The organism is Halobacillus sp. H74 (assembly GCF_052246715.1).
Classification (GTDB): domain Bacteria; phylum Bacillota; class Bacilli; order Bacillales; family Halobacillaceae; genus Halobacillus; species Halobacillus litoralis_A.
Map to the genome: position 1 here is coordinate 1 of NZ_JBQQCI010000010.1, position 23,752 is coordinate 23,752.

Genomic DNA, 23,752 nt, shown 5'->3' on the forward strand with positions numbered 1-23,752 from the left:
TATATTGATGTGGTGGTGAAGGCGAAGAGGTCACACCTGTTCCCATGCCGAACACAGCAGTTAAGCTCTTCAGCGCCGATGGTAGTCGGGTCGATCCCCGTGAGAGTAGGACGCCGCCACGTCATTATTAACCCCTTCAGGAATTTCCTGAAGGGGTTTTGCTTATAAAGAAAATAGTGAAAAGGGTGCGCCGTTTTTTTATCTTTAATTGCCTCTTATGGTAAACTGTAGAAAAGCAGGCTTGTCATTCTTGGTGGTGAAGGAGAATTGCAAATGAATCGTTGGGATTCTACACCGGTCATCCGTTTCTTCGGTGGCCGTAAACTATTATACATATTAGGTGTGCTATTGATTGTCGGGTTGAATATCCTTGTTTATTCAAACGTCGGGTTCATCTTCGACCCCTTTCTTATATTTGTTCAGACGGTAGCTCTTCCGTTAATTCTATCTGTGGTTGTTTATTACTTGTTGCGGCCTATCATTAATTTACTTGAGTCGTGGAGGGTTAAGCGGATCTGGGGGATTTTAATTACGCTCCTTGCTCTAGTAGGTTTGATTACTCTCATGGTGGTCTTAATCATCCCTTTTCTAGAGAAGCAACTGATCAGTTTGGCAGAAGAATTGCCGAGATATTTAAGAGATTTAATCAATACGACGGATCAGTGGTTGCGAAACTCCATGTTTTCCGGGTATTATACAAATCTTTTTGAGGATGCGGATGGAGTTTTAAATCAGCTTCCTGATTATATATCTTCTTATGCATCGCAGACTGTTGAGGGGATTACGAGTATCATTACTACGGTGACAAATGTAGTCGTAGCAATTGTGACACTGCCTTTCATCCTGTTTTATCTTTTGAAGGATGGCCATCATTTGCCAGAAACGATTATCAAACTCTTCCCTCCTAAAACCCGCTCGGAAGTAACAAGTGTATTCAATGGAATCGATCACCAGCTTAGTGCCTATATTCAGGGTCAGATCATTGTAAGTTTTTGTATAGGAATCATGATGTACATTGGATTCTTGATTATAGGATTGGAATATGCATTGTTGCTTGCTGCGATTGCTAGTGTGACGAGTGTCGTTCCTTACTTGGGACCGGTTATTGCTATCACACCAGCACTGATTATATCTATCGTTACTTCTCCTTTCATGGTTTTGAAACTGTTATTCGTGTGGACGGTTGTTCAACTCTTAGAAGGAAAGTTTATATCTCCCCAAATCATGGGGAAAAGTTTGCATATTCATCCGGTAACCATTATTTTTGTACTGCTGACAGCAGGTCACTTGTTCGGGGTGGTGGGAATCATCTTGGCTATTCCCGGTTATGCAATTCTGAAAGTTTTCGTCACCCATATGTTTTTATGGTTTCAACGTCGTTACAACAGGTTCGTAGAGGAAGAACATCAATATTCAATCGACAATAGTAAATAAAAAAGGAAAGGGTGCCCTTCCTTTTTTCTACTTATAGTGGAACTTCTTTTCTCCTCCTGTTATCTTCAGGGCATTAAGGGGACAGGATGTTAATTGTCCATAAAAAAGATGCTGAACTGAAAAGGACAGCATCTTTTTTATAGGATCCAATAAGAAAGCAGTGATAATAAAATAGAAGTTAAAATGAGTAAAATCATTGGCTTTAATGCTTTTTCTCTTACGTCTGTTAGACTTACACTGAGCCCAAGGCCGACCATAGCCATCGTGAGAATGAATGAGGTGAAGGTAGAAATTCCACTCATCACTGAGGCAGGAATTGTAAAGAGAGCCCCATCAATATAACTTCCGAAAAGACTCATTAGAATAAATCCTATTAAGAAGTAAGGGAATGCGATAGTGTGCTCGTTATCTTTTTTACCTTTCTTCTGCATGAACCATACAAGGATCAGGCTAACAGGCACCAGCAAGAAAACACGGCCTAATTTGGCAAGGAGTGCCATGCCCAAGCCCTCCTCGCCGGCAGGTTCACCTGCAAGGGCGACGTGAGCAATTTCATGGAGACTCAATCCTGCCCAAACGCCGTATTCTTCTGCGTTGATAGGAAGAATCGGACGTATAATGGTATAAGCAATAGCGAATAACGTTCCAACAATGGATATCACACCAGCGCTGATTGCTGTGTCTTCTTCTTTCGCTTTTAAGATAGGAGAGACTGCTGCAATTGCTGAAGCCCCGCATATTCCAGTACCTATCCCAAGGAGCATTGTCAATGAAACGTCAGCCTTAAACAATACGGCTAGAAAGTACATAAATCCGATAGCAAAAATGATGACAAGGACGCCTTTGAAGAGCAAGGGAAGTCCTTCATTTATAATGACATTAATATTTAATTTCAAACCGAACAATATAATAGCGAGACGTAATAGTTTCTTTGCGGAAAACTGAATTCCTGACCGTATGAATTCAGGGTACCCGAAAAAATGCCTATAAATGACTGCAAGTAAAATAGCAGATGCTAAAGGTCCTGCTTGATTGACCAAAGGTAGGGTGGCTAATAAAAAACCGATGGCAGCAATGAAGGCAGTAAAACCTATTCCTGTAAGGAGTGTTCGATCAGAAGTCAAGCTGAAATATGGCTTCATGCTTTTTCCTCCTTTTTCCCCTCATACACTATACGCCTCGTTCAATTATTAGTAAAATAAAACTTTATAATGCCAATGATTATAAAATCAAATGATTGGGTGATTCTATGGATTTAGAAGCATTAAAAACATTCGTAACGGCCATTGATCAGAAAAGCTTTACAAGAGCATCAGAAATACTGAACCTCTCACAACCAACAGTCAGTTCACATATTAAGAATTTGGAACATTTTTTTGGTACAACGTTAATTGATCGATCTCCAAAAAGATTCATAGTGACTCAAACAGGTGATATTGTTTACCAGCGGGCCCGCCAAGTGTTAGGTATTATGGAAAAAGCGAAAAGTGAAGTGTTAGAGTTTCACCAACAACTTCGGGGAAGCATCCGTATCGGAGCGAGTTATACAGTCGGTGAATATATCATTCCCACGATTTTAAAATCATTTGATCAAAACTACCCTGCAATTGAAGTAGGAGTCACGATTGCAAATTCACAGAGAATCAATCGTGAAGTTCAACTCCACCAATTGGATATAGGGTTAGTCGAAGGGAAGGTAGACGATCAGGGGCTCGCTTCCTTTCCATTTATGGAGGATGAAATGGTTGTCGTTGTTCCAGAGGACCATCCTATTCGAAGAAAATCCTCTATAACCTTTGAAGACCTGCAGGATCAGACGTGGATCTCTAGAGAAAAAGGATCAGGGACCAGGGCAATGATGGATTCGATGCTGGAATCATTCAACATCCGTCCTAAGAAAATGATTACGATTGGTAGTAATCATGGAGTAATTCAGGGAGTGAAAGCAGGTATAGGTCTTTCTTTCATATCTGAAACGGTCGTAAAACATACAGGAGCCATGAATTTAATCATGCGTCTTCCTTATATAAAGTCGACGACACGTTATTTTTCCATCGTAACTCCTGTCCATGAAGAAGAAATAACCACTCATGTCGATGTTTTCATCAAACTGGTTATGGAAATGTATCAATTGTCAAAAAATCATTGATTTTTTTCGAACTAACCTCTGTTATGATGAAGGGGAAAGAAGGTTTGGGTTGAAGTGAAGACACTATAATAATATGGTGATAGCGAAATTGCCCAGGTAAGCTTACAATCCTGTGCACACAGGATTCAGCAATTTTGAAAAAATGTCCGAATGTGTAAAAAACCTGAATAAATTTAAGAGATCGAGGGTACTGTGCATTATAGAAAAAATGAAACGTTTTCGCTTGTGGATTCGTAAATAAGGAAGATAGCATAATAACAGTGTTTCAATACCAAATCTTATTTCTAATACTGAGGTGAAAAAATGAAGAGACTAGACCAGATTGTCGACTATTTGAAGACGCTGGGAGTTGAGGTTGAGAAGGTTTATCGTACACCGAAGGAAGAGACGAGATAAGCGGAGATTATACTTATAATTCAAGGTATGCTCAAAAAATAGAGCATACCTTTTTACTGTTTGATCACGCGCTTTGTTGTGAAGTGATTTCTATGAATGCAGGGTGTTTTGATTGTTTGATTGCCCATAAGACACCTAATAGGACAGGGAAGAGCAAGAGAAGGAAAACCATATAAGCTCCTTGGGAGGTGGCGACTATACCGAAAATCGGACCAGTAATGACAACAGAAGTCTGGTTGCATAACATTCGTAAACTAGACATACGTCCGTGAAAGTGAGGGTCAGTCGCCATTTGTTGAATGGATTGCAAAAGAGCACGGACAAATGAAGTTCCAAGGCCGATCATAGCAAATCCAAGGAAAGCAATCCAAACATGGGAAGTCAGTCCAACCAAAGCTAAGCCGGCTGCCATAATGAGGAGCGACCAAACCGCCAGCCGGTTTTTGCACTTCATCCACCACCAGGTGCCAATTAGTCCGGCGACAATTCCTCCGATTGAAAATGTACTATCAAGAAAACCATATATAATGGAAGACTGTTTTAAGTGTGCACTTGTATAAACACTTAAAAACCCCAGTGTTGTATGAAAGGTCAATTGGCCGAGCATCATCATGATGAATAAACCATAAAGCATTTGGTGTGAATGCACATATGCGAAGCCATCCTTCATTTCCTTTATGAAAGAAGTCGGCTCGGTTAATTCCTGTTTAGGTATAGGTGTGTAAGATATAAGTTTTACGGTCACCCAGGCTCCCAAGTACAGACAAACGACAACAACAAGGGAAGATGTAACAGTTAACCAGCCAGCCAAAATCCCCCCTAGTGATGCACCGCATAAACTTCCAGCAACAGTGGAGGAGGCAGACCAGGAGAAAATCCGTGGCAAATCCTCCTTCGGGAAGACCTCAGCCACCAAGGCTTGAAGGGAAGGGCGAAAAAGAGACCCTAGGGTTTGAAGAACCATATGTGACACGATCATCACTAAAGGATGGATCCAATCAATAAAGAAAGCCCCCCATAAAAAAACTAAACATATGATGCTGCACAAACCGGCAATGCTGGCGAGGCGTTTCCTGTTTTTACGATCGACAAGCACGCCGAAAATCAGGTTGGAAAACAGTCCGGGAATAAAACCGAAGCTGACAAACAGTCCTGTATATAGTGCATCTCCGGTCCACTGGTACAAAAACCAAGTGATCAATACAAAATACATAGCACGCCCACATTCATAGAAGAAATATCCACTTAGTAACCGCCTTGTATTCAATCGATTCATCAAATCACCCCTTTTGGAACTACTTCCATCCTATCCCATATATAGAGATTTGGATAATATTGCTTTATAATGAAAAGTGATAAGCATTGCTTATGGGGGGGCGAGATGAAACTAGAAGATTATCAATTGATTCTTAATTTAAAGGAGTATGGGACAATCAGAGCGACCGCGAAGAAGATCTTGATATCACAGCCGGCTCTTACCCAACGTTTGAAATACATAGAAGAATACTTGGGAGGGCTTATTTTTCTCCGTACCTCTAAGAAACTCCTTCCTACGCCCTTCGGGGAAGTGGTTCTGGATCACGCGGCAACTGTCATGAAGCGAGAAGAACAACTTTGGACTCGCTTAGCAAAAGCGAAAGGAAAAGTAGCGGGGACACTTTCTATCGGTGCCTCTTCTTTGTTCAGTCAGTACTTTCTCCCTGATATTCTCGAAAAGTTCACCGCACAACATCCTGAGGTGACCATTGATCTAGTGACTGGGGTGAGTGAAGAGATCCGACAAAATGCACATTCATTCCACATTTGTATTGTCAGAGGAGAGCCCCTGAAGGATTATGAAAAATTTCATCTGTTGGATGACCCCCTGTATCTGTTCGATCGTTATCCGTTACGCTCAAAACTTACACGGCCATTCATTGAATTTAAAAGTGATCCTGAATTTCAGAAGTTGATTGAGAGGTGGATGTACGCTCAGGATGGTCTATTGTTCAAACGTTCGATTAAAGTCGACCATTTTGAAACAGCCAAGCAAATGATGAGTAGAGGTTTAGGTATGACGGTGTTGCCGGAAAGTATATGTAGTAATGAAAAAAATCATTTTGAATATATACCTTTGACGATGGAGGGGAAGTCAATTGTCAGAGAGACCTGGGCATGTATAAAGCCTGGCTTACGCGACCTTCCGCAAGTCGAGGCGTTTATGAAGCATATAGAAGTTGAAAGCTTATAAAGGTAGAAGTGATAGCAAATGGAGGATTTAGAAAAAAAGCTGGTTTATATTCTTAAAGAAAAAACACCGTATATCCAGCCGTTATTTGACACTGCAGACCGTTACCTCCGTTCATATTACATCGGGGCTGGAGTAGTTGTGCAGACTGTGTGGAACGATCTCCATGGTTATGACCCCGGCTATGGGATTGGAGATGCAGATATTATTTTTCATGATGAAAAAGGTACATTAACAGAGGAGAGAAAGCTGGAAGCAAGTTTAAAAAAGAGAATGGATGATTATCCGTTTGAGATTGACATAACGAATGAGGCACTTGTCCACCAGTGGTATGAAGATAAATTCGACCAGGTCATTGAACCTTATCCATCAAGTGAAGCGGCGATTGACACATGGCCGACAACTGCCTCAGCCATAGGGGTGAAGCGCCTGGTAGAAGGAAGTTATCAAGTATACGCTCCTTATGGATTAGAAGATTTGTTCCAAATGATTGGGAGGCCGAATAAAAAATTGATCACCGAAGATATCTATTATAAGAAAGCCCACAAATGGGAGTCCCGATGGCCAATGTTAAAAATTTCACCCTGGTAAAACCAGAAAGATGTATATTTGGGTGCCGCTTGCACTTCGAGTACGATTCATTTTATTATGATAGTATTCATTCCATTACAAAGGGGATTGTTAACAGTGAGTGGACAATCGTTTGCTAGATTAGAAGAAATACATCAAAATGAATTCATTAAAGCGGCTATCGATCGTGTAGGGGCGGGAGTTGTTATTACAGACCCTGAACAAGAAGATAATCCGATGATATATTGCAATAAAGGCTTTCAGGAGTTAACTGGATACGAATCAGACGAAATTTTGGGACAGAACTGTCGTTTTCTACAAGGAGATGATACGAGTCAGAGCCAAGTAGAAAGAATCCGTGACGGACTTGAAAATTTCCAATCTGTCCAAATTGAAATTAAAAATTATCGTAAAGATGGGTCGATGTTTTGGAATGAACTGCAAATTTTCCCCGTATTCATTGAAGAGATGAATCAAACATACTTTGTCGGCGTGCAAAAAGATGTGTCTCAACGACGCCAACAGGAGGAATTGATTGGTCATTACTTATCGGAAGTGAAGCGTCTCTCCACACCGATTGTTCCTGTTGAAGACAACATTTCCGTACTTCCTCTTGTGGGGACGATCGATGATGAACGTTTGCAGCAAATGCTGGACGCCGTGAGCCATCATGTGAAGGAAACGAAAGAAGATTATTTGATTATGGATATGTCTGCTGTTCATTCTTATAATGAAGCGGTACATATGGGGATTTATCAAATGAACCAATTACTTGACTTGATGGGCACAACTCTTGTCATTACAGGGATTAACCCGACATTTGCAATCCAGAGTGCCCCTTATGCAGATTTCAGTGAATTATCTTTACAGACGTATGCCTCAGTAAAACAAGCACTGCAATTTATACAAAAGGAAACAAATAATAAATAATTAATTAAAGGTTCCGGTCTGCGAAAGCCATGCCATGCCCTGCCCAAAGCTGAACATCTAGCTTAGTGTATGGCATGGGATTTTTTTATTTTTCGAATTTATAGAAGTCAGTTTAAATATCATAGACTTCATAATCTGGTCGTTGGCTTAAACCTGACTTGTAAGGTATGATTTAAATATAATAAAGGAAGCAGGAGTGGATAGAATGGGAGATGTGTTTCAACCATGGATAAAGAATGTCAGACATGAGCGTTTATTTGAAAAGGCTGTACGTATCGCAGAAGAAGCTCGTTCCCATGTGACAGAGACGGATCGTGATGCAGTATTTTCCCACCACACCTTACATGTGATCAAGCAAGAAGAATACCCTTCTTTAACATTACCGACAACGTTCGGGGGAGAGGATCTTTCCTTATATGAACTGTTGCTGTTACAAGAAAAGATCGCTGAAGGTGACGGAGCGGTTGCGCTATCCATCGGCTGGCATATGGGAATCATGATGGAACTGGCTGATGAACAGTTGTGGAAAAGAGACCAATTCGAAAAATTGGCAAAAGAAGTGGTCCGAAATCAAAAAGTGGTCAACCGCGCAGCGACTGAACCGGCAACAGGAAGCCCTACTCGTGGTGGCGTTCCAGAGACGACGGCTGTCAGAGCAGATGGCCAATATGTGCTGAATGGCAGGAAATCATTTACATCAATGGCGGACCATTTGGATTACTATATCGTCTCAGCTTATATTAAAGATATAGACAAGGTTGGCTGGTTTATTATCGACCGTCATCAACCTGGTGTTTCAGTTGAAAAGACCTGGGATACCCTTGGTATGCGGGGCACGGAAAGTGACGATTTAGTGATGACAGATGTGGAGCTGGATCTCGAGGATTTAGTGGAAGTCAATTCTGGGGAGAAGTCGACCCCTAAAGGGTGGCTCCTGCACATTCCTGCCTGCTATTTGGGGATTGCTGTAGCAGCACGGAATGATGCAATTGATTTTGCAAGGAACTTCCAACCTAATAGTTTGGATAGACCGATTTCAGAGGTTGCCCATATTCAGGATAAAATCGGTGAAATGGAATGGAAGCTGCTTCAGGCGCATTCCTTTATGTACACGACGGCGAGAAAATGGGACGAAGAACCTGAAAAAAGGAAGCACATGAATCCAGAGTTAGCAGCTGTCAAAATGGCTGTAACCAACACAGCCACTGAAGTAGTGGACCTGTCACTACGAATTGCAGGAGGGCGCGGGCTCTCAAAGAAATATCCATTTGAAAAATATTATCGTGATGTCCGTGCAGGCCTCCACAATCCCCCTATGGATGATGCTGTCGTTACGATGTTAGCGAAACGGGCTATCGCTGAAAAAGAGTAACGATTTAAGTGATCAACCTCAGGAGCGGGGGGGGATGGGGTGCTCCTCAAATTAAAACAACCCATAAAAAAAGCTCGCAGCTATCTCATGCTGCGAGCTTTTTTACATCAAATTATTTCTCTGCTAGTAAATCAGCAAAAGCTTTTGCATATGGAGGTAAATCAGGTGGACGACGTGCGGATACGAGGTGTTCATCCTGAACGACAGCTTCGTCGTACCAAGTAGCTCCTGCATTGGTCATATCGTCTTTGATGCCTGGGGTACTGGTTACTTTCCGTCCTTTGAGAATACCGGCAGAAATGAGTACCCAGCCAGCATGACAAATTTGTCCGATCGGTTTGCGGTTTTCGTCCATGTGGCGGATGATTTCGATGACTTTGTCATAACGGCGAAGTTTATCCGGCGACCAACCACCAGGCACGAGCACCCCATCGTAATCCGCGGGGTCGACATCGTTAAAAGCATAATCGGAAGTGGCTGGGACCCCGTACTTGCCAGGATACTCCACGCCTGCTTCTTCACCAACAAGGTGTACAACAGCTCCTTCTTCTTGCAGCCGGAGTAAAGGGTACCATAATTCCAGGTCTTCAAAATCCTTGCTTACTAAGGCTATGACTTTTTTATTTTCTAAACGCATAAACTACCTCCTTATCCTTGGAATCTATCTCTATTTTACCAAAGGTTCATCTGTGTTTCGAATCTTTGGACACTGTGATGACCCACCAGATGAGAAGAGGTTGGAAGAGAGGGCGGACCCATAAAGCAGCCAGGCTCGTTTCTTCACTCCAGGGTGCTGGTATGCCATAGATGGCAGCGTATATATTGGCTGGTAACACAAGGACCAAGAAGATAGCTGTCGCAAACCCTGCCGCCCTCCTTGTTTGTGGAAAGATAAGAAGCAAGGCTAAGAGCCATTCCGTTATCCCTGTTACATAAATGAGTTCTAATTTCAGAGGCACCCAAGAAGGGAGCATCTGGGCGAACCCATGGTCATATATGAAATGGGTGACCCCTGCGTAAAAAAATGCTGCAGCGAAAAGATAAAGTCCGATTTGGCGTAATACGTGCATGACGTTTGCCTCCTTTAGGAAATTTAATCAATAGGTGAAACTTTTCTCATAACGAGTTCGTCTACTTAAGCAGCCTACTTTTTTCAGATATAGGTCTGAGGGCAGATGTCCATGATGGGGAGTAGGTTATAATAGATGGAAGGTTCCGCATAGCTTAAGGAGGAATCTACCATGTTTACAAGGGGTCGAGAAGAATGAAAAAATGTATGAGTATATGGGTGTTCATCACAGTTCTATTCACAGCATTTGTTGTCCCATCCACAGGTTTTGCTTCAACAGGAGACCAGGGGATCAATGAGAAGCTTGGTTTACCGATTGTCGTCTATGGAGAAGCATTGTCTCAGTCACAGAAAACGGATGTGGCGGAACTTCTTGAGGTGAATCAACACGATCAAGTGGATGAATTCACTGTAAATGGTCAAGACCTTGCTAACTATATCGGAGGAAATCCGAATTCGAATATGTACTCTTCAGTTAAGATTATTCATAAGGATAATGATGCAGGGTTGAATATTGAAATTGTAACACCTGATAACATAACACAGGTGAGCAAAGAAATGTACACAAATGCTCTGTTGACAGCAGGAGTGGAGAATGCAGATGTCCTAGTTGCTTCTTCTGTAAAAGTAAGTGGTCATTCTGCATTGACTGGAATATATAAAGCCTATGATGCGAAGGGCGTCAAGCTCGATGAAGATCGTATGCAAGTGGCTAGTGAAGAACTTGATATTGCCACAGACATTGCTGAAGAAGAAGGGATTGACCAGGCAAAAATCAGCGAGCTCCTGACAGAAATTAAAAAAGCAATCGCAGAGCAGGATCCTGCCACAAAAGAAGAAGTAGAGCAAATTGTCCAGGACCAGTTGCAATCATTGAATATTGAGTTGAGTCCGGAAGATCGCCAAAGGTTGACTGATCTATTTGAACAGATGAGAAGTTTGAATATCGACTTTGACCAGGTCAAGACCCAGTTGGAGGATCTGACTGGAAACCTTCAGGATTTAATCAATGATGACGGCTTTTGGAAGAGCCTTCAGACAGCTGTGCAGAATTTCTTCACATCCCTCAGCAATTTCGTTAAGTCACTGTTCAACTGATTTTTAATTTCTATATTTTCACACCTCAAGTCATCCAATATTTGGATGGCTTGAGGTGTTATTTATTTCCATATTCATACACGAAACCCTCCGTCCATTGTGGAGGGAGGGTGGAAGTGGCTATTGGTTAGCTATTTTCGTATCTTCTACAATCTGATCGTAAGGAACATCTACGTCACCTTTATACTTCTTCAGAACCTGGCCCTCGGTCCCGACAAGGTAAAACGAAGCACCGTGTGTCACTTGGTCGTTTCCTTCGGTTTTCACGGCCACTGTTTTAAAACTTTCTTCAGCAAAAACCCTTATTTCTTCCTGTGTATATTCTGTCACAAATGTCCAGTTACTGAAATCAGCTCCGTGCTCTTTCCCGAATTTCTTAAGTACATCCGGGGTATCTACGGTCGGGTCCACACTGAAGGAGACGATTTCAGCTTCGATTCCTTCCTCTTTCAGCTGGTCTTGGATTTTTGCCATGTTCCTTGTCATTGGGGGACAAATCGTTTCACAGCTCGTAAAAATGAAGTTCGCCAACCACACTTTTCCTTCCAAGTCTTTTGTTGAGAAGCTTTCACCATCCTGGGTAGTGGCTTCAAACGGTTGAACTTCCCACCCCAGTGTATTTTCAAGTTCATTCGAACCACATGCGGTTAGAATAATCGACAAAGTTCCTAATAAGCTGAGTAAAAATAATCGTTTCATTTCATGATTTTCCCCTTCCAGAATCGAAGTACCATGTCTAGTGTACTCTTGCTTAAATCCAAGTGTCAATTGCACCTGCGCTTGTTAAATAAATAGACATAATTTGAATCGTTTTTAATACATACATTTCCATAAGAAGGGGAGGCTAAGATTCCATGAAATTTTGAGTAGGGGATGACGAGCATGCCTTATTATATTGAGAAGTCAGGGAAACAATTATATTATGATGATAAAGGAAACGGAGAAGCACTTGTATTCATCCACCCTCCTGGAATGGGGCGTAAAGTGTTCAAATTACAACATGATTTAGGTCGCGAATTTCGTGTGATTTTTCCAGACTTGAGCGGAAACGGGGATTCAGAGGTTGTAATACAAGACCCGGATATCAGTACTTATGCCAGGGAAATCCTTCAACTGCTCGATCATCTTCATTTGGATGAAGCCGTGATTGTCGGCTATTCGTGTGGAGGTATGGTAGCCCAGGAATTTGCGCTCACTTTTCCTGAGCGAACCAAGGCGCTCATTTTGGCAGGAGGGTTTCCAAAGGTCGGTACTGGTGGATTACGCTTTGAATTCTTAGGAGGCATGCAATGGATTGAACAAAGTCCAGAGTCGCTTGCAAAGCTATTGAGCCATTCCCATTTCAGGGATGCCTCCATCAAACGCGAGTTAAATGAGCATATGGCAAAGTCTGATCCGGAAGCCTGGTACGCCTATTACAACCGCGCGCTCCATTACGACTGCAGCCGTAGATTGAATCAATTAAAAGGACCCCTTTTACTCGTCTACGGAAGTAAAGAATTCTGGATCAATGAGCATGCAAAATACTATCGAAATTGTCCTGAGGCAAAGATGACGGTCATTGAAGACGCATTTCATCAGACACCAGCAACACACTATGATCGTTTCAATGAAGCAGTCAGAGATTTCATTCACGAAAAAGTTCAGAACATATGAAAAGCAGAGGCCATTTCAGCCTCTGCTTTGTCAATTTTTTGATACTAACTCGAAGGATTCATCAATCGATTGAGCATAGACAATCTGGTCTACCGTGACAGACAACGTCGAGGAATTTCTGAATTTGCCAGCTTCGAAGTTGATATTCCCTTGTTGGTTATGGCCATAAAAATCCCCTTCCACCGTTTCTCCATCATTACTTTCAACCTGTACATGCCTTTTCATTGTTTCTTGTGGTTGTTGATAATAATCAAGAGCTGCGCCGACCAAGTGCTTTTTTTGGTCACTGGAATGAGGTTTGAAATTCAGTTCCATGTCCATATGGTGCCCCCCATGGGTGTTGACCCGTTTGAGGATAATGTCGGTCTCGTAGGCTTCTCCCACTTTTTCATCAATCGTCTTCGTCTCTGAATCAAAGCCTTGGAATTGCGTCATATCTACATCAAATGAATAAGACTGGTCTTCTTTTAAGTGGATAGCTTCAAATTCCAAGGATACTTTTTCAGGAATTTCCTGAAAAGGTTGAAAACTACTTACATACAGACCATCTTCTTGTTCACTAAAATGCGAAAGCGGCACTTTTTCTCCAGTTTCTGTCCTTATAAATGCCTGGACTGACTGATTGAAGTCAGCCTGGTCATGCTCAATTCTCATTTTCACTTGGCTTGAGGCGATTCCCAACTTGATTTCGATCGGTTCGATGGTAATCCCGTTCTCTGAGTAGGTTTCGTCAGTCGTATAATTACCGATGATATGTTTTTCTTTGTCATGTATATATTGGACAGGCATCCGGTCTGTACTAATTGTCTCTCCATCAATTCTGAGATCAAACGATGTGGCAATTTCCTGATTGAAATTTTTGATTTCTTCGGGGATATATTCGTATCCCCATTCGGAGTTGGTGATTGGAGGTGCCTGGACCATACTATACAGTCTGTTTTCAAAAACCACGGTATCTCTTGGGTGCAATTCTCTTGAATGGGTCGAAAAAGTTTGTTCCTCAAAATCCCCTGTCTCTTCAATGTGAATCCCTTCTAAAGAAGGAGGACGATTAAGAAACTTATTCTTTTCCTTATCTTCACCAATAAAGGTAGATAGGTCGATACTATAGAAGATTTGAACGGTATGGCCGTTATGCCATACTTCATTGATTTGCATCCGGCCATCGCGACCTTTAATTGGAGTGGACTCTCCTGGGAGAGTTGTCAATCCTTGCTTACGTGCAAGAGCCAGACCGGGTACCCGGTCTTCATAAAAAGATTGGACTTCTTCAAAACTTTCCACTTCTTTCCATTCTAATGGCAAGTCGTCCATATCTATAGCTTTCGCTTGTCTCATAGGCTGCGAATCTTTGCCATGTGTCAATTTACCTTCTTTGTCTCCTGTATATAAGTAAGTCCCGATTCCAAAAACGAGGAGAGAAGATACAATCAATATTGTTTTCCATTTGTTCATATGTAAATACCCTTTCTGCTATCGTAATAAAACTATGTAAAAAAATGTATCAATATTGGTTCAATGATAACAGAATTTTCGAATTAATAGGGTCTATCGTAAAAAATCCATAAAAAAAGTGGCCCCTTGATGGGAAACCACGGATCATTCAGGTTTATCTGAATAATGATGATATAGGGCGTCACTTTCAGAATGATCTTCCGTTTGTTCATCTTCCTGATCGGGGATGAATGCCCTATTGAAGCGCATTGATTTATTGAAAATTTCAGCTGCTTCATTTGTTTGTTCTACTTCTCCGCGTCGTGTTTTTCTCTCCTTCATAATAGTTCCCTCCTTCATAGGTAGTATTCCTTATCAGTACTGAATTAAACTTTGATATAAATTTTCCGATATTTAGGATAGATGGAATTAATAATTTTTGGAGTAGGTGAACGGAATGGCTCAGACAATGGAACATCCTTGGGGTACGCTTAAACAGCTTTCCATACCTATCTGGTTTTTTGATTTGAATGAACAAAAGATGTATGTAAGTTCACTGTTGAGAAAGGACCTCCGTTTAGAAAGAGAAGTATTAGAGGTGGAAGAGATAAAAACGATGCTTCATAAGGATGACGTGCACTATTTGTATCGGACGAAAGAGGTTGAGGAAGCGCGGAGTTCCTTCCACCTGGATTACCGGTTAAGGGTAGGAAAAGGGTACCGTTGGGTGAAGGATATTGTTACACCTTTTTATAACCACCAAGGGGTAGTGGCCGGGTATACAGGAGTAGCAGCCCCTGATGGCATATATCAGTCTGAGCTGGTCAAAATCAAAAAAGGAATTATAGAGATTGGGGATGCCTTTTTATCTTATAATGGCCAGGCATTTTTCGATTTTCTTGTAAAATATTTAGCTGATATTTTAGATGTGGATACCGTTTTGATTGGTGAATTGACTGGTGTGGAAAAAGAAGAAGTCACGGCGATCTCCTTGTTCCACAAAGGAGAGGTGACCTCGGGATTGACCTACACATTAGAGGGAACACCGTGTGAGCAGGTGGTGGCGTCCTACGACTGCTATTTCCCCCGTGATGTAAAAACTCGGTTTCCGGGAGACCAGTTGATTCGCGAGTATCATGTGGAAAGTTATTTAGGCAAAGCTCTTTTAAATTCAGAAGGAGAAGTCATCGGTATCTTTGCCATCATGGATCACCAAACACAAACAAGTGGACCACTGAGCAAGGCTATGTTCCAAGTTTTTGCGGACCGGATTGCTAATGAATTATCTCGTATGCAGGCAGAAAATAAACTGCGAATGTTATCCCGATATGATCCACTCACAGGCCTGGTTACAAGGACATATTTCTCCAAACTACTTAAAGAAGAACTTCTATCCCCCAGTAACGAGAGACAATACGTGGCGTTACTATTAATTGATATCGATAATTTCAAGATGATCAACGATTCATGGGGGCATGCTAGAGGGGATGATTTGCTGCGTCAGTTTGCTCGGTACTTGCGGCGGACTTTTGCGCAAAAGGATTGTGTCATTTCACGAATCAGCAGTGACGAATTTGTCGTGTGGTTACGCAATGTTTCTACTATCGATGAAGTATGTGAAGTAAGTGACCACATTATTCATTCGATGAGGCAGCCTTTTATCATTAATCAAAAAGAGTTTTACAGTACAGCGAGTATTGGAATTACATTCTCTTCTCACGGTGAGGAAAGCGGGGAAGACATCTTGAGATATGCGGATGCAGCGATGCATAAGGCGAAAATAAATGGTAAAAATCGCTATGAAATCTATGACGCGCGTATGAGTGAACAAATACGTGAAGAACTGGACTTGAAACAATCGCTTCATCACGCCCTGGATAATGGAGAGTTCATCCTGCATTATCAGCCTCAAGTCTGTGGGAAAACTTTTGAAGTGATAGGATATGAAGCATTAATCAGGTGGAACCATCCAGAGTTTGGTCTTTTATCTCCTTATCATTTCATCCGACTGGCTGAGGAGACAGGGATGATCATTGATATTGGTGAGTGGGTACTACAGGAAGCTTGTACTCAAACAAAGCAGTGGCAAATGAAGGATCAACGACCAGGGTTGAAAATAGCTGTTAACTTGTCAGCACAACAATTCGCTGATGCCCTCCTCCCGCAAAAAGTATTCAAAGCATTGGAAGACTCGGGTATCAATTCAGAAAGTTTAATTATCGAAATAACTGAGACAATGGTGCTCCAGGACTTCGATCGCAGTATCGACACATTGAACCAGTTGAGAGCCGAAGGAATCAAAGTCCATTTGGATGATTTTGGTGTAGGGTTCTCTTCGCTTAGTTATTTGAACCGTCTTCCTGTTGATGCCATCAAAATTGACCGCTCTTTCATCAACCAAATTAACAAGGACACCACTGAAGTGGCCATCGTCAATGCTATTATTAGTATGGCTAAAAGTCTTGGCCTCCAAGTAATCGCTGAAGGCGTGGAGCAACAGGCACATATTACTTATTTGAAGCAAAAAGGGTGTTATGAGTACCAAGGTTATTATTTCAGTAAGCCTGTTCCAGCCCAGTGCGTAAGCCTTTAAGGTTTACGCTTTTTTGTGCATGTGGAGCTTAAGTGAGAAATTATAAACGATTGACATGGTATGATGATAGCCAGCATGGAAGGGGAGGGGAATAGCTATGAAAGAAATGCTTACGGTTTTCAATAACGAGGGGAAACCCACAGGGATAAAAGACCGCGATGAGGTGCATAGAGATGGTGAGTGGCATGAAACCTTTCATTGTTGGTTTTTTGAACAGAAAGATAAGGAGATATATCTCTTGTTCCAACAGCGCTCTAGTGAGAAAAAGGATTTCCCTGATTTGTTTGATATTACTGCAGCAGGGCATATTGAAGCGCAAGAAAACCTTATGACAGCAGGTTTACGAGAAATTAAAGAAGAACTGGGTCTCGAATTGAAGGCAGAGCAAGTCATAAAGGGTGGAGTCTTTAAAGAAGTGTTAAAAGCAGGGACATTTATTGACAAAGAGATTTGCCATGTTCATTTCCACCGATATACCTCAGCTTTGGATTTCGATATTGGTAATGAGGTCCAGGATATTGTAAGGGTGCCTCTAGAACAATTTTCTTATTTAGTTACAGGAGAGTGTAAGAGGATATCCGGCGTTTCACTACTCTCAGAGCACTTGATCGATTTGGTAAAGGAAGATTTTGTTCCACATGAAGCTGGTTATGAACGGTTTATTATTCAATCCATCTGTAATTATGTCGAAAAACTTTGACATTAATCTATGTATATCGATATAATTTTTCATTAAGCGATAGGAAAGTGAAAGGAGACGAATCATGCCAGAATCATCATTCGATACAAAAGTTGTTCACCATAAACTGGACCAGCAGCAGGTCCCGAATAGTAAGAGCACCCCGATTTATCAAACATCAGCTTTCACATTCAAAGATTTGGATCATCTCGAAAGCTACTACGAAGGGGATAGTCCATATCTATATACAAGGGAGAGAAACCCGAACACAGATGAACTGTCAGGGACTGTGGCTCAATTAGAAGAAGCACCAGCAGGAGTAGCCACTTCATCTGGAATGTCAGCAATACTAGCTGGTATCCTTTCTGTGGCTAAACCAGGTGATCACATTATTGCTGCAGAAGATTTGTACGGCGGTACTCACAAGCTGATCACTAAAGAGCTTTCTACATTCGGTATTGATGTAACGATGGTATCGTTTGCAGAGTTGGAAGAGGTGAAAGAAGCGGTACAGGAGAATACAAGGCTCCTCTATACTGAGTCCATTTCTAATCCTTTTTTACGGGTGGAGGATTTAGCAGGGTTGGTGAAGTTAGCAAAGGAAAAAGGTTTGAAGACAATGGTCGACAATACGTTCGCCACCCCTTATCTTCTTCAACCGTACACATCAGGAATCGATCTCGTCGTTCATAGCGGGACAAAGTATATTGGCGGGCATAGTGATGTTACATGCGGTGTGCTCGTAGGTGATCAAATGCTTGTTCAAGAAGCGACAAGTAAAGTGGTTACGTTGGGTGCAAATTTAAGCCCATTCGAGGCGTGGTTGACTCAACGAGGAGCCAAAACCTTAGGCCTGCGGATGAAACAACAGTCCTCTAATGCAGAGCAAGTAGCGAAAGCTGTGAAAAAACATGCAGGTGTGCGGACGGTGTATTACCCGGAATATGTATCTGATCGCGGCCATGGGGCTATTGTTACGATTGAATTAGATGAAAAAGTAAATGTGGAAACCTTTTTTCAATCACTGGGGTGGATTAAGATAGCACCGACACTGGCAGGGGTAGAGACTACAATATCTTATCCTGTAAGGACCTCCCACAGAGCTCTATCGGAGAAAGAAAAAGAGAATATCGGTATTAATGATTATGTCATCAGGTTATCTATCGGAATTGAGGATAGTGAAGATATCATCAATCAATTGACACAAGCCATCGAGGCATGAAGGAATAGCTTTTAATACTTCAGCATGGATTTTCTTCCAAAAAATTCTTTGTTCAACCACTGTGAAGTAGCTTTTGGGGAGGTGAAGGGGCGGGGAAACAAATCACTGTGAGCCTTATCGTTTCCCTGGACCTTTGTGATAAATAGATGAAGAGAACCCCAGCCTATGAACATCCTATCTCAAAACCAGAAGGTATGAATTTGTCGTGAATTCTAAATATTCTCGTAATTTACAGAAGACTATTAAACACACGGATTCAATGGCCATACAAAAATAATTTTCACCTCTTGTATACTAGTTGTATGGTTAACTGGCATTAAATTCTATTCACCATTTAAAAAGTGTGTGCTATAATTTAAAAAGCACGTTTTCATCCCGCGTAGGCTGCAACCACTATCTGAGAGTCGAGCACGACCCCATCACATAGACTCACTGATATCAAACCCAAAGTTGTAAGCCTTTTAGTGCTTTTTTTGGCGTGTCCTATTTCATGCCATCTTCTATTATTTTTCTGCTTTAGTCTTTTAAAACAAAATAACAAGAAAGCGTTTTCATAATGTTTTGTAGGAGGTAACGCCATGAAGTTAACAACCAAGATTTTTATTGGCCTGATACTTGGTGCGGTTGTCGGTATTGTTTTACACCTTGCCGCCCCGGATTTATTTACAACACTTGATGCCTATGTGTTCAGTCCGTTAGGGACCGTATTCTTAAATCTTATTAAAATGCTGGTCGTACCAATCGTGTTCTTTTCCATTACTTTAGGTACTGCTTCTTTAGGTGATCCAAAAAAACTTGGAAGAATCGGTGGGAAAACGATCGCCTTTTTCCTTGCTACTACAACGATCGCCATTTCAATTGCCATTTCCCTGGCCTACCTTTTCCAGCCGGGTAACATCGATATCGATCCTGCCGGTGCAGAGTATGAAGCTGAAGAAGCTCCAGGGGTCGTTGAAACGTTTACGAATATCATTCCGACGAACCCTATTCAATCTATGGTGGAAGGGAATATGCTTCAAATAATTGCTTTCTCCATTTTCATCGGTTTTGCCTTAGCAATGTTGGGTAAGAAAACCGAAGGGATTTACAAAATCATTGATCAAGGTAATGAAATCATGATGTTCCTTGTGAACTTAATCATGCGTTTCGCTCCATACGGCGCCTTCGGTCTATTGGCTTCAGCCATCGGGACCATGGGGATAGATGGTATGCAGGCAATGTTTATGTACATGGTCGTCGTTATACTCGGGTTATTCATACATGCGATAGTGACTTATGGGTCAGCGGTTAAATTCTTTGGTAAGATGAGTCCTGTTAAATTCTTCAAAGGTTTCTTCCCGGCTATGACCGTCGGATTCAGTACATCAAGCAGCAGCTCGACACTGCCGATCTCCATGAAAACGGCACAAGAGAATTTGAACGTGCCGAAACCAGTGAGCAGTTTCGTACAACCCCTGGGTGCAACCATTAACATGGATGGTACAGCAATCATGCAGGGTGTTGCGACAATTTTCATTGCGCAAGTGTATGGTTCAGAGTTGGGCTTTGCTCAATTGATTATGGTCGTTCTGACCGCTGTATTAGCAAGTATCGGAACAGCGGGTGTTCCGGGCGTAGGTTTGATCATGCTTGCAATGGTATTGAACCAAGTTTCTCTACCGGTGGAAGGAATTGCATTAATCATCGGTATCGACCGTCTTCTTGATATGACGCGTACTGCGCTTAATATCACGGGTGATGCAGCCTGTGCCGTCGTGGTTGCTGAAACAGAGAAAAAACATGGGCTAGAAGAAGACTCACGCGCTGCTGAAGCTTAAATGTTTTTATATCATATAAAAAAGTGCAACCACTTTTAATGGTTGCACTTTTTTAATAATCAAGGAAATTGAAAATTCCTGCCTGTGGATATCGTCTTCTACATAAGCCGCAATCAAATTCAGCGCCTGCAGATGTGCTTAAGCTCGTCGAGCTGACCAAGGCGCTTCCACTTTTGATCCAGGTGAAAATGTTCCTAACGATTCATACGGAGATGAAAAATGACAAAACGTCTTCCTTGTATAAGGAGGGCGTTTTGTCATTAATTTTTCCCCGGAAAAGGGTTTTATGTTTGAAAAAGAGAATAGAAGTATCAAATATATATGGGGACTCTGCACCGGAACCTCTTGCTTCAACGTGTAACCATAAGCACTGATGGGTATAGTAGAAGATAGATTACTTGGAAGAGGTGATTGGATGTTTTATTCAGTGACGTTGCAAAAAATCATGTTATTAACAGGAATAGGAATCATTATAGGTGCAATAGTTGGCTTTACTTCCGTACTCGGTTTCGGTCTCGATGGAGCGGTGTTCGTCCTGGCCATGTTTTTAAGTATTATCAGCGTATATGCGACAGCTATGTATGCTGAGCTGTATCACATCAGAGAGGCGATTAATAAGCAGCGAAAAGGGCTTTGATTTAACTTCAAAAATTATCGAGAAAACTGAGCATCAATATTCCTATATATAGGATGGCAATGATAGCCATCGTCCAATAGGTAAACCTTGTCATTTTCTTGAATATGACGAAGAAGGTGGCTATGACTACTGAGATAATGAAAAACCAATAAAGTGTGTCCATCTGTGATCGCCTCCTTCTTCATCATAAATACCTCATTGAACACACGCAAGTTTCGAAACATCTGGTCGCGGTTTATCCCACTTGGTGGTAGGGAAGAGTTATGTGTAGCAGCTATGAAAGAAGGCAGGGGAGAGGATGAATGGAATGGTCACAGACAGGGACGTTTATACATGAGTTTGTTTGACGTTTTATTCCTTGTTATTACCTTCTTTTGGTTAGCCGAGTTCATTGTATTTCGCAATCGCCGCTCGGCAGAGGGGGACGATTCCTTGGAGCGCCGTTCCTTTCCCCTCATTCTTGCGGCCGTTGTTTCGGCCATAACTTTTTCTTTGATTATGCGGGAATTGGATTTTGGGATTCCCACGATAACTTGGATATGGTGGGTTGGTTTATTTTTATATGCAGGTGGAGTTTCCCTGCGATATTGGGGTATCCTTCATCTGAAAGACCAGTTCACACGGGATGTATCGGTTAAGGAAGGCGATCGTCTGATAAGTTCAGGTCCATATAGTCTATTGAGACATCCATTGTATACAGGGTTGTTTTTTATTATCATCGGTTTTTGTTTAGGGGTAGGAAACCTTATCACAGCATTCCTTTGTGGGTGTTTGGTTACTTATGCTTTACTACATAGAATCAACTTGGAAGAAGCGATGTTAGTGGAAGAGCATGGAGAGAAATATAAGGATTGGTGTCGAACACGATACCGGTTGATTCCTTTTATTTATTAAATCCGGAGGTGGATGGGTTGAAAAAGAAAACGGCGATTGTTGTAGGTGCAGGATTGGGTGGAATGTCAGCAGCGATTCGGTTGACGGCTGATGGTTATGAAGTGAAGGTCATAGAGAAAAACAGCAACATAGGCGGTAAGTTGAATCGTCGTGAAGGGGAAGGATTCACCTTTGATACAGGCCCCTCCATTTTGACAATGCCATGGGTTTTGGAACAGCTGTTTGCCAGTGTCCACCGTCGCCTTGAGGATTACATAACAGTGGAACGCGTAGAGCCACAGTGGCGGACGTTCTTCGAGGATGGTACTTCTTTGGACGTGACCAGTGATTTGCCTGATATGCTCGATGAAATGGCAAAGGTCACAGAGCGCCCGAACCGAAGTTTGACAGACTTTCTATCTTACAGTCAAGACATGTATGAGTTGTGTATGAAGAGCTTCTATAAGTATAGCATCGAAGACTTGAAAGATTTGAAGAGTCATCATAAATTGAGGGAATTGTTCCAGATGGACCCGATGAATACTGTAGCGGAATCTACCGATAAACATTTGAATAACAAGTATTTAGAGCAGCTATTCAATTATATGGTCATGTATGTCGGCTCCAATCCATATGCAGCCCCGGCAATATTAAATCAGTTAGCCTACGTTCAGCTCGGTCTAGGTGTCCATTACGTCAAAGGCGGCATGTATAAGATTGCAGAAGCGATGGGACGTTTGATGAAAGAACTGCGTGTAGAAGTCCAATTAAATACACCTATCCAGCAACTTGTCGTCGAAGGCGATCGAGTGATTGGTGTGGAAACAGAAGAAGGAACGGTTCATGAAGCAGACATTGTCGTTTCTAACTTAGAAGCCATACCCGCTTATCGCAGGCTGGCCCCTCAAACTTCGAAAGTTAAAAAAGAGGTGAAGTCCTTAGCGAAGAAATTTAACCCGACGGTCTCTGGACTCGTTCTATTGTTAGGGACCGATCGACAATATGAGGATCTGAAGCATCATAACTTCTTCTTCTCCGAAGACCCTGAAAAGGAATTCAAGCAAATTTTTGAACAAGGAAAGCCGGCAGATGATCCGACGATTTATATTGGCATTTCCGCCCGTTCTGATGAGACACAAGCGCCGGAAGGCAAAGACAACTTGTTCGTGTTAACTCATGTGCCACCACTTGGGAATAAAAAACAGAAACCAATCGATTGGGATCAATATCGCGAAATCGTATTAGATAAACTTGAACGTAATGGAATGAAAGGATTGAGAGATTCGATTGAATTCGAATACCGCTTCACCCCTGAAGACCTGGAAACGCTTTATGGTCCTAATGGGGGATCCATATATGGAATAGCAGCTGATCGTAAATCTAATGGTGGCTTTAAAATCCCATCTAAGAGCCAAGTGTTTGAAGGTCTTTACTTTGTTGGTGGATCGACTCACCCTGGTGGGGGAGTTCCGATGGTCACCTTGTCTGGTCAGTTGACAGCAGATTTGATTAAAGAAAAAGAAAGTGGATCTGTCCATCAGTAATAGTCAAAAGACCAGCAGACTGAAGCTGGTCTTTTCTATGTTTCAGAAGATT

Annotated in this window: 23 protein-coding genes and 1 rRNA gene; 16 read left to right on the forward strand and 8 right to left on the reverse strand. The window is 41.9% G+C overall.

Annotated features, from left to right (window positions below):
• The first annotated feature begins 8 nt into the window (after positions 1 to 8).
• Positions 9 to 122: ribosomal RNA gene (gene rrf / locus ACTWPX_RS18285) — 5S ribosomal RNA — on the forward strand.
• A 151-nt stretch (positions 123 to 273) separates the two neighbouring features.
• Complete coding sequence (locus ACTWPX_RS18290; protein ID WP_443120968.1) at positions 274 to 1,434, forward strand: AI-2E family transporter; 1,161 nt, start codon at positions 274 to 276, stop codon at positions 1,432 to 1,434.
• Positions 1,435 to 1,571: 137 nt separating this feature from the next.
• On the opposite strand, the gene ACTWPX_RS18295 is transcribed toward ACTWPX_RS18290, so the two are convergent.
• Positions 1,572 to 2,576, reverse strand: coding sequence for a YeiH family protein (locus ACTWPX_RS18295; protein WP_443120969.1), 1,005 nt, complete (start codon positions 2,574 to 2,576; stop codon positions 1,572 to 1,574).
• Positions 2,577 to 2,683: 107 nt separating this feature from the next.
• Between ACTWPX_RS18295 and ACTWPX_RS18300 the strand changes: the two genes are divergently transcribed.
• On the forward strand, positions 2,684 to 3,583 hold the full coding sequence (locus ACTWPX_RS18300) for a LysR substrate-binding domain-containing protein (protein WP_443120970.1): 900 nt from the start codon (positions 2,684 to 2,686) through the stop codon (positions 3,581 to 3,583).
• A gap of 460 nt (positions 3,584 to 4,043) precedes the next feature.
• On the opposite strand, the gene ACTWPX_RS18305 is transcribed toward ACTWPX_RS18300, so the two are convergent.
• Positions 4,044 to 5,255 carry an MFS transporter gene (locus ACTWPX_RS18305; RefSeq protein ID WP_443120971.1) on the reverse strand — a complete coding sequence of 404 codons (1,212 nt, stop codon included), beginning with the start codon at positions 5,253 to 5,255 and terminating at the stop codon, positions 4,044 to 4,046.
• A 105-nt stretch (positions 5,256 to 5,360) separates the two neighbouring features.
• Between ACTWPX_RS18305 and ACTWPX_RS18310 the strand changes: the two genes are divergently transcribed.
• From ACTWPX_RS18310 to ACTWPX_RS18325, 4 genes are all read left to right on the forward strand, one after another.
• Positions 5,361 to 6,209: a LysR family transcriptional regulator gene (locus ACTWPX_RS18310; protein WP_443120972.1), complete on the forward strand. Its 849-nt coding sequence runs from the start codon at positions 5,361 to 5,363 to the stop codon at positions 6,207 to 6,209.
• A gap of 18 nt (positions 6,210 to 6,227) precedes the next feature.
• A complete protein-coding gene (locus ACTWPX_RS18315; RefSeq protein ID WP_443120973.1) occupies positions 6,228 to 6,797 on the forward strand; it encodes a nucleotidyltransferase family protein in 570 nt (189 codons plus the stop codon).
• A 96-nt stretch (positions 6,798 to 6,893) separates the two neighbouring features.
• A complete protein-coding gene (locus ACTWPX_RS18320; protein WP_443120974.1) occupies positions 6,894 to 7,706 on the forward strand; it encodes a PAS domain-containing protein in 813 nt (270 codons plus the stop codon).
• 205 nt (positions 7,707 to 7,911) lie between these two features.
• Entirely contained in the window at positions 7,912 to 9,078 is a 1,167-nt protein-coding gene (locus ACTWPX_RS18325; RefSeq protein ID WP_443120975.1) for an acyl-CoA dehydrogenase family protein, read from the forward strand.
• A gap of 112 nt (positions 9,079 to 9,190) precedes the next feature.
• Here ACTWPX_RS18325 and ACTWPX_RS18330 read toward each other — a convergent pair whose 3' ends face one another.
• A complete protein-coding gene (locus tag ACTWPX_RS18330; protein ID WP_128524815.1) occupies positions 9,191 to 9,715 on the reverse strand; it encodes a type 1 glutamine amidotransferase domain-containing protein in 525 nt (174 codons plus the stop codon).
• 46 nt (positions 9,716 to 9,761) lie between these two features.
• Positions 9,762 to 10,148: a DoxX family protein gene (locus tag ACTWPX_RS18335; protein ID WP_443120976.1), complete on the reverse strand. Its 387-nt coding sequence runs from the start codon at positions 10,146 to 10,148 to the stop codon at positions 9,762 to 9,764.
• Between the two features lie 194 nt (positions 10,149 to 10,342).
• Between ACTWPX_RS18335 and ACTWPX_RS18340 the strand changes: the two genes are divergently transcribed.
• Positions 10,343 to 11,245, forward strand: a complete 903-nt coding sequence (locus ACTWPX_RS18340) for a DUF1002 domain-containing protein (protein WP_443120977.1) — start codon at positions 10,343 to 10,345, stop codon at positions 11,243 to 11,245.
• A 120-nt stretch (positions 11,246 to 11,365) separates the two neighbouring features.
• Here the strand turns inward: ACTWPX_RS18340 and ACTWPX_RS18345 are convergent, their stop codons facing one another.
• Positions 11,366 to 11,944 carry an SCO family protein gene (locus ACTWPX_RS18345; protein ID WP_443120978.1) on the reverse strand — a complete coding sequence of 193 codons (579 nt, stop codon included), beginning with the start codon at positions 11,942 to 11,944 and terminating at the stop codon, positions 11,366 to 11,368.
• A 183-nt stretch (positions 11,945 to 12,127) separates the two neighbouring features.
• On the opposite strand from ACTWPX_RS18345, the gene ACTWPX_RS18350 reads away from it, so the two are divergent.
• The gene (locus ACTWPX_RS18350) at positions 12,128 to 12,901 is read left to right on the forward strand and encodes an alpha/beta fold hydrolase (RefSeq protein WP_443120979.1); all 774 of its coding nucleotides are present in this window, start codon (positions 12,128 to 12,130) and stop codon (positions 12,899 to 12,901) included.
• A gap of 30 nt (positions 12,902 to 12,931) precedes the next feature.
• Here ACTWPX_RS18350 and ACTWPX_RS18355 read toward each other — a convergent pair whose 3' ends face one another.
• Both ACTWPX_RS18355 and ACTWPX_RS18360 read right to left on the reverse strand, forming a co-directional pair.
• Positions 12,932 to 14,356: a hypothetical protein gene (locus ACTWPX_RS18355; RefSeq protein ID WP_443120980.1), complete on the reverse strand. Its 1,425-nt coding sequence runs from the start codon at positions 14,354 to 14,356 to the stop codon at positions 12,932 to 12,934.
• 144 nt (positions 14,357 to 14,500) lie between these two features.
• Positions 14,501 to 14,677 (reverse strand): hypothetical protein, encoded by a 177-nt coding sequence (locus tag ACTWPX_RS18360; protein WP_443120981.1) that lies wholly within the window; start codon positions 14,675 to 14,677, stop codon positions 14,501 to 14,503.
• Between the two features lie 115 nt (positions 14,678 to 14,792).
• On the opposite strand from ACTWPX_RS18360, the gene ACTWPX_RS18365 reads away from it, so the two are divergent.
• From ACTWPX_RS18365 to ACTWPX_RS18385, 5 genes are all read left to right on the forward strand, one after another.
• Entirely contained in the window at positions 14,793 to 16,928 is a 2,136-nt protein-coding gene (locus ACTWPX_RS18365; protein ID WP_443120982.1) for an EAL domain-containing protein, read from the forward strand.
• Between the two features lie 97 nt (positions 16,929 to 17,025).
• Positions 17,026 to 17,628: an NUDIX hydrolase gene (locus tag ACTWPX_RS18370; RefSeq protein ID WP_443120983.1), complete on the forward strand. Its 603-nt coding sequence runs from the start codon at positions 17,026 to 17,028 to the stop codon at positions 17,626 to 17,628.
• 64 nt (positions 17,629 to 17,692) lie between these two features.
• Positions 17,693 to 18,829 carry a trans-sulfuration enzyme family protein gene (locus tag ACTWPX_RS18375; protein WP_443120984.1) on the forward strand — a complete coding sequence of 379 codons (1,137 nt, stop codon included), beginning with the start codon at positions 17,693 to 17,695 and terminating at the stop codon, positions 18,827 to 18,829.
• Between the two features lie 578 nt (positions 18,830 to 19,407).
• Complete coding sequence (locus ACTWPX_RS18380) at positions 19,408 to 20,646, forward strand: dicarboxylate/amino acid:cation symporter (protein WP_443120985.1); 1,239 nt, start codon at positions 19,408 to 19,410, stop codon at positions 20,644 to 20,646.
• Positions 20,647 to 21,061: 415 nt separating this feature from the next.
• Complete coding sequence (locus ACTWPX_RS18385) at positions 21,062 to 21,283, forward strand: hypothetical protein (protein WP_128524805.1); 222 nt, start codon at positions 21,062 to 21,064, stop codon at positions 21,281 to 21,283.
• A gap of 7 nt (positions 21,284 to 21,290) precedes the next feature.
• Here the strand turns inward: ACTWPX_RS18385 and ACTWPX_RS18390 are convergent, their stop codons facing one another.
• The gene (locus ACTWPX_RS18390; RefSeq protein WP_443120986.1) at positions 21,291 to 21,446 is read right to left on the reverse strand and encodes a hypothetical protein; all 156 of its coding nucleotides are present in this window, start codon (positions 21,444 to 21,446) and stop codon (positions 21,291 to 21,293) included.
• Between the two features lie 113 nt (positions 21,447 to 21,559).
• On the opposite strand from ACTWPX_RS18390, the gene ACTWPX_RS18395 reads away from it, so the two are divergent.
• The gene (locus ACTWPX_RS18395) at positions 21,560 to 22,177 is read left to right on the forward strand and encodes a methyltransferase family protein (RefSeq protein ID WP_443120987.1); all 618 of its coding nucleotides are present in this window, start codon (positions 21,560 to 21,562) and stop codon (positions 22,175 to 22,177) included.
• Positions 22,178 to 22,194: 17 nt separating this feature from the next.
• The gene (locus ACTWPX_RS18400) at positions 22,195 to 23,700 is read left to right on the forward strand and encodes a phytoene desaturase family protein (protein ID WP_443120988.1); all 1,506 of its coding nucleotides are present in this window, start codon (positions 22,195 to 22,197) and stop codon (positions 23,698 to 23,700) included.
• Positions 23,701 to 23,752: the final 52 nt, after the last annotated feature.

Bases quoted from the DNA above. Each gene is read 5' to 3' on its own strand.
- ACTWPX_RS18340 (WP_443120977.1), top strand. From the start codon at position 10,343: ATGAAAAAATGTATGAGTATATGGGTGTTCATCACAGTTCTATTCACA.
- ACTWPX_RS18295 (WP_443120969.1), bottom strand. From the start codon at position 2,576: ATGAAGCCATATTTCAGCTTGACTTCTGATCGAACACTCCTTACAGGA.
- ACTWPX_RS18345 (WP_443120978.1), bottom strand. From the start codon at position 11,944: ATGAAACGATTATTTTTACTCAGCTTATTAGGAACTTTGTCGATTATT.
- ACTWPX_RS18310 (WP_443120972.1), top strand. From the start codon at position 5,361: ATGAAACTAGAAGATTATCAATTGATTCTTAATTTAAAGGAGTATGGG.
- ACTWPX_RS18360 (WP_443120981.1), bottom strand. From the start codon at position 14,677: ATGAAGGAGAGAAAAACACGACGCGGAGAAGTAGAACAAACAAATGAA.
- ACTWPX_RS18370 (WP_443120983.1), top strand. From the start codon at position 17,026: ATGAAAGAAATGCTTACGGTTTTCAATAACGAGGGGAAACCCACAGGG.
- ACTWPX_RS18315 (WP_443120973.1), top strand. From the start codon at position 6,228: ATGGAGGATTTAGAAAAAAAGCTGGTTTATATTCTTAAAGAAAAAACA.
- ACTWPX_RS18395 (WP_443120987.1), top strand. From the start codon at position 21,560: ATGAAAGAAGGCAGGGGAGAGGATGAATGGAATGGTCACAGACAGGGA.
- ACTWPX_RS18375 (WP_443120984.1), top strand. From the start codon at position 17,693: ATGCCAGAATCATCATTCGATACAAAAGTTGTTCACCATAAACTGGAC.
- ACTWPX_RS18305 (WP_443120971.1), bottom strand. From the start codon at position 5,255: ATGAATCGATTGAATACAAGGCGGTTACTAAGTGGATATTTCTTCTAT.
- ACTWPX_RS18300 (WP_443120970.1), top strand. From the start codon at position 2,684: ATGGATTTAGAAGCATTAAAAACATTCGTAACGGCCATTGATCAGAAA.
- ACTWPX_RS18390 (WP_443120986.1), bottom strand. From the start codon at position 21,446: ATGGACACACTTTATTGGTTTTTCATTATCTCAGTAGTCATAGCCACC.
- ACTWPX_RS18290 (WP_443120968.1), top strand. From the start codon at position 274: ATGAATCGTTGGGATTCTACACCGGTCATCCGTTTCTTCGGTGGCCGT.
- ACTWPX_RS18365 (WP_443120982.1), top strand. From the start codon at position 14,793: ATGGCTCAGACAATGGAACATCCTTGGGGTACGCTTAAACAGCTTTCC.
- ACTWPX_RS18380 (WP_443120985.1), top strand. From the start codon at position 19,408: ATGAAGTTAACAACCAAGATTTTTATTGGCCTGATACTTGGTGCGGTT.
- ACTWPX_RS18330 (WP_128524815.1), bottom strand. From the start codon at position 9,715: ATGCGTTTAGAAAATAAAAAAGTCATAGCCTTAGTAAGCAAGGATTTT.
- ACTWPX_RS18385 (WP_128524805.1), top strand. From the start codon at position 21,062: ATGTTTTATTCAGTGACGTTGCAAAAAATCATGTTATTAACAGGAATA.
- ACTWPX_RS18350 (WP_443120979.1), top strand. From the start codon at position 12,128: ATGCCTTATTATATTGAGAAGTCAGGGAAACAATTATATTATGATGAT.
- ACTWPX_RS18325 (WP_443120975.1), top strand. From the start codon at position 7,912: ATGGGAGATGTGTTTCAACCATGGATAAAGAATGTCAGACATGAGCGT.
- ACTWPX_RS18355 (WP_443120980.1), bottom strand. From the start codon at position 14,356: ATGAACAAATGGAAAACAATATTGATTGTATCTTCTCTCCTCGTTTTT.
- ACTWPX_RS18335 (WP_443120976.1), bottom strand. From the start codon at position 10,148: ATGCACGTATTACGCCAAATCGGACTTTATCTTTTCGCTGCAGCATTT.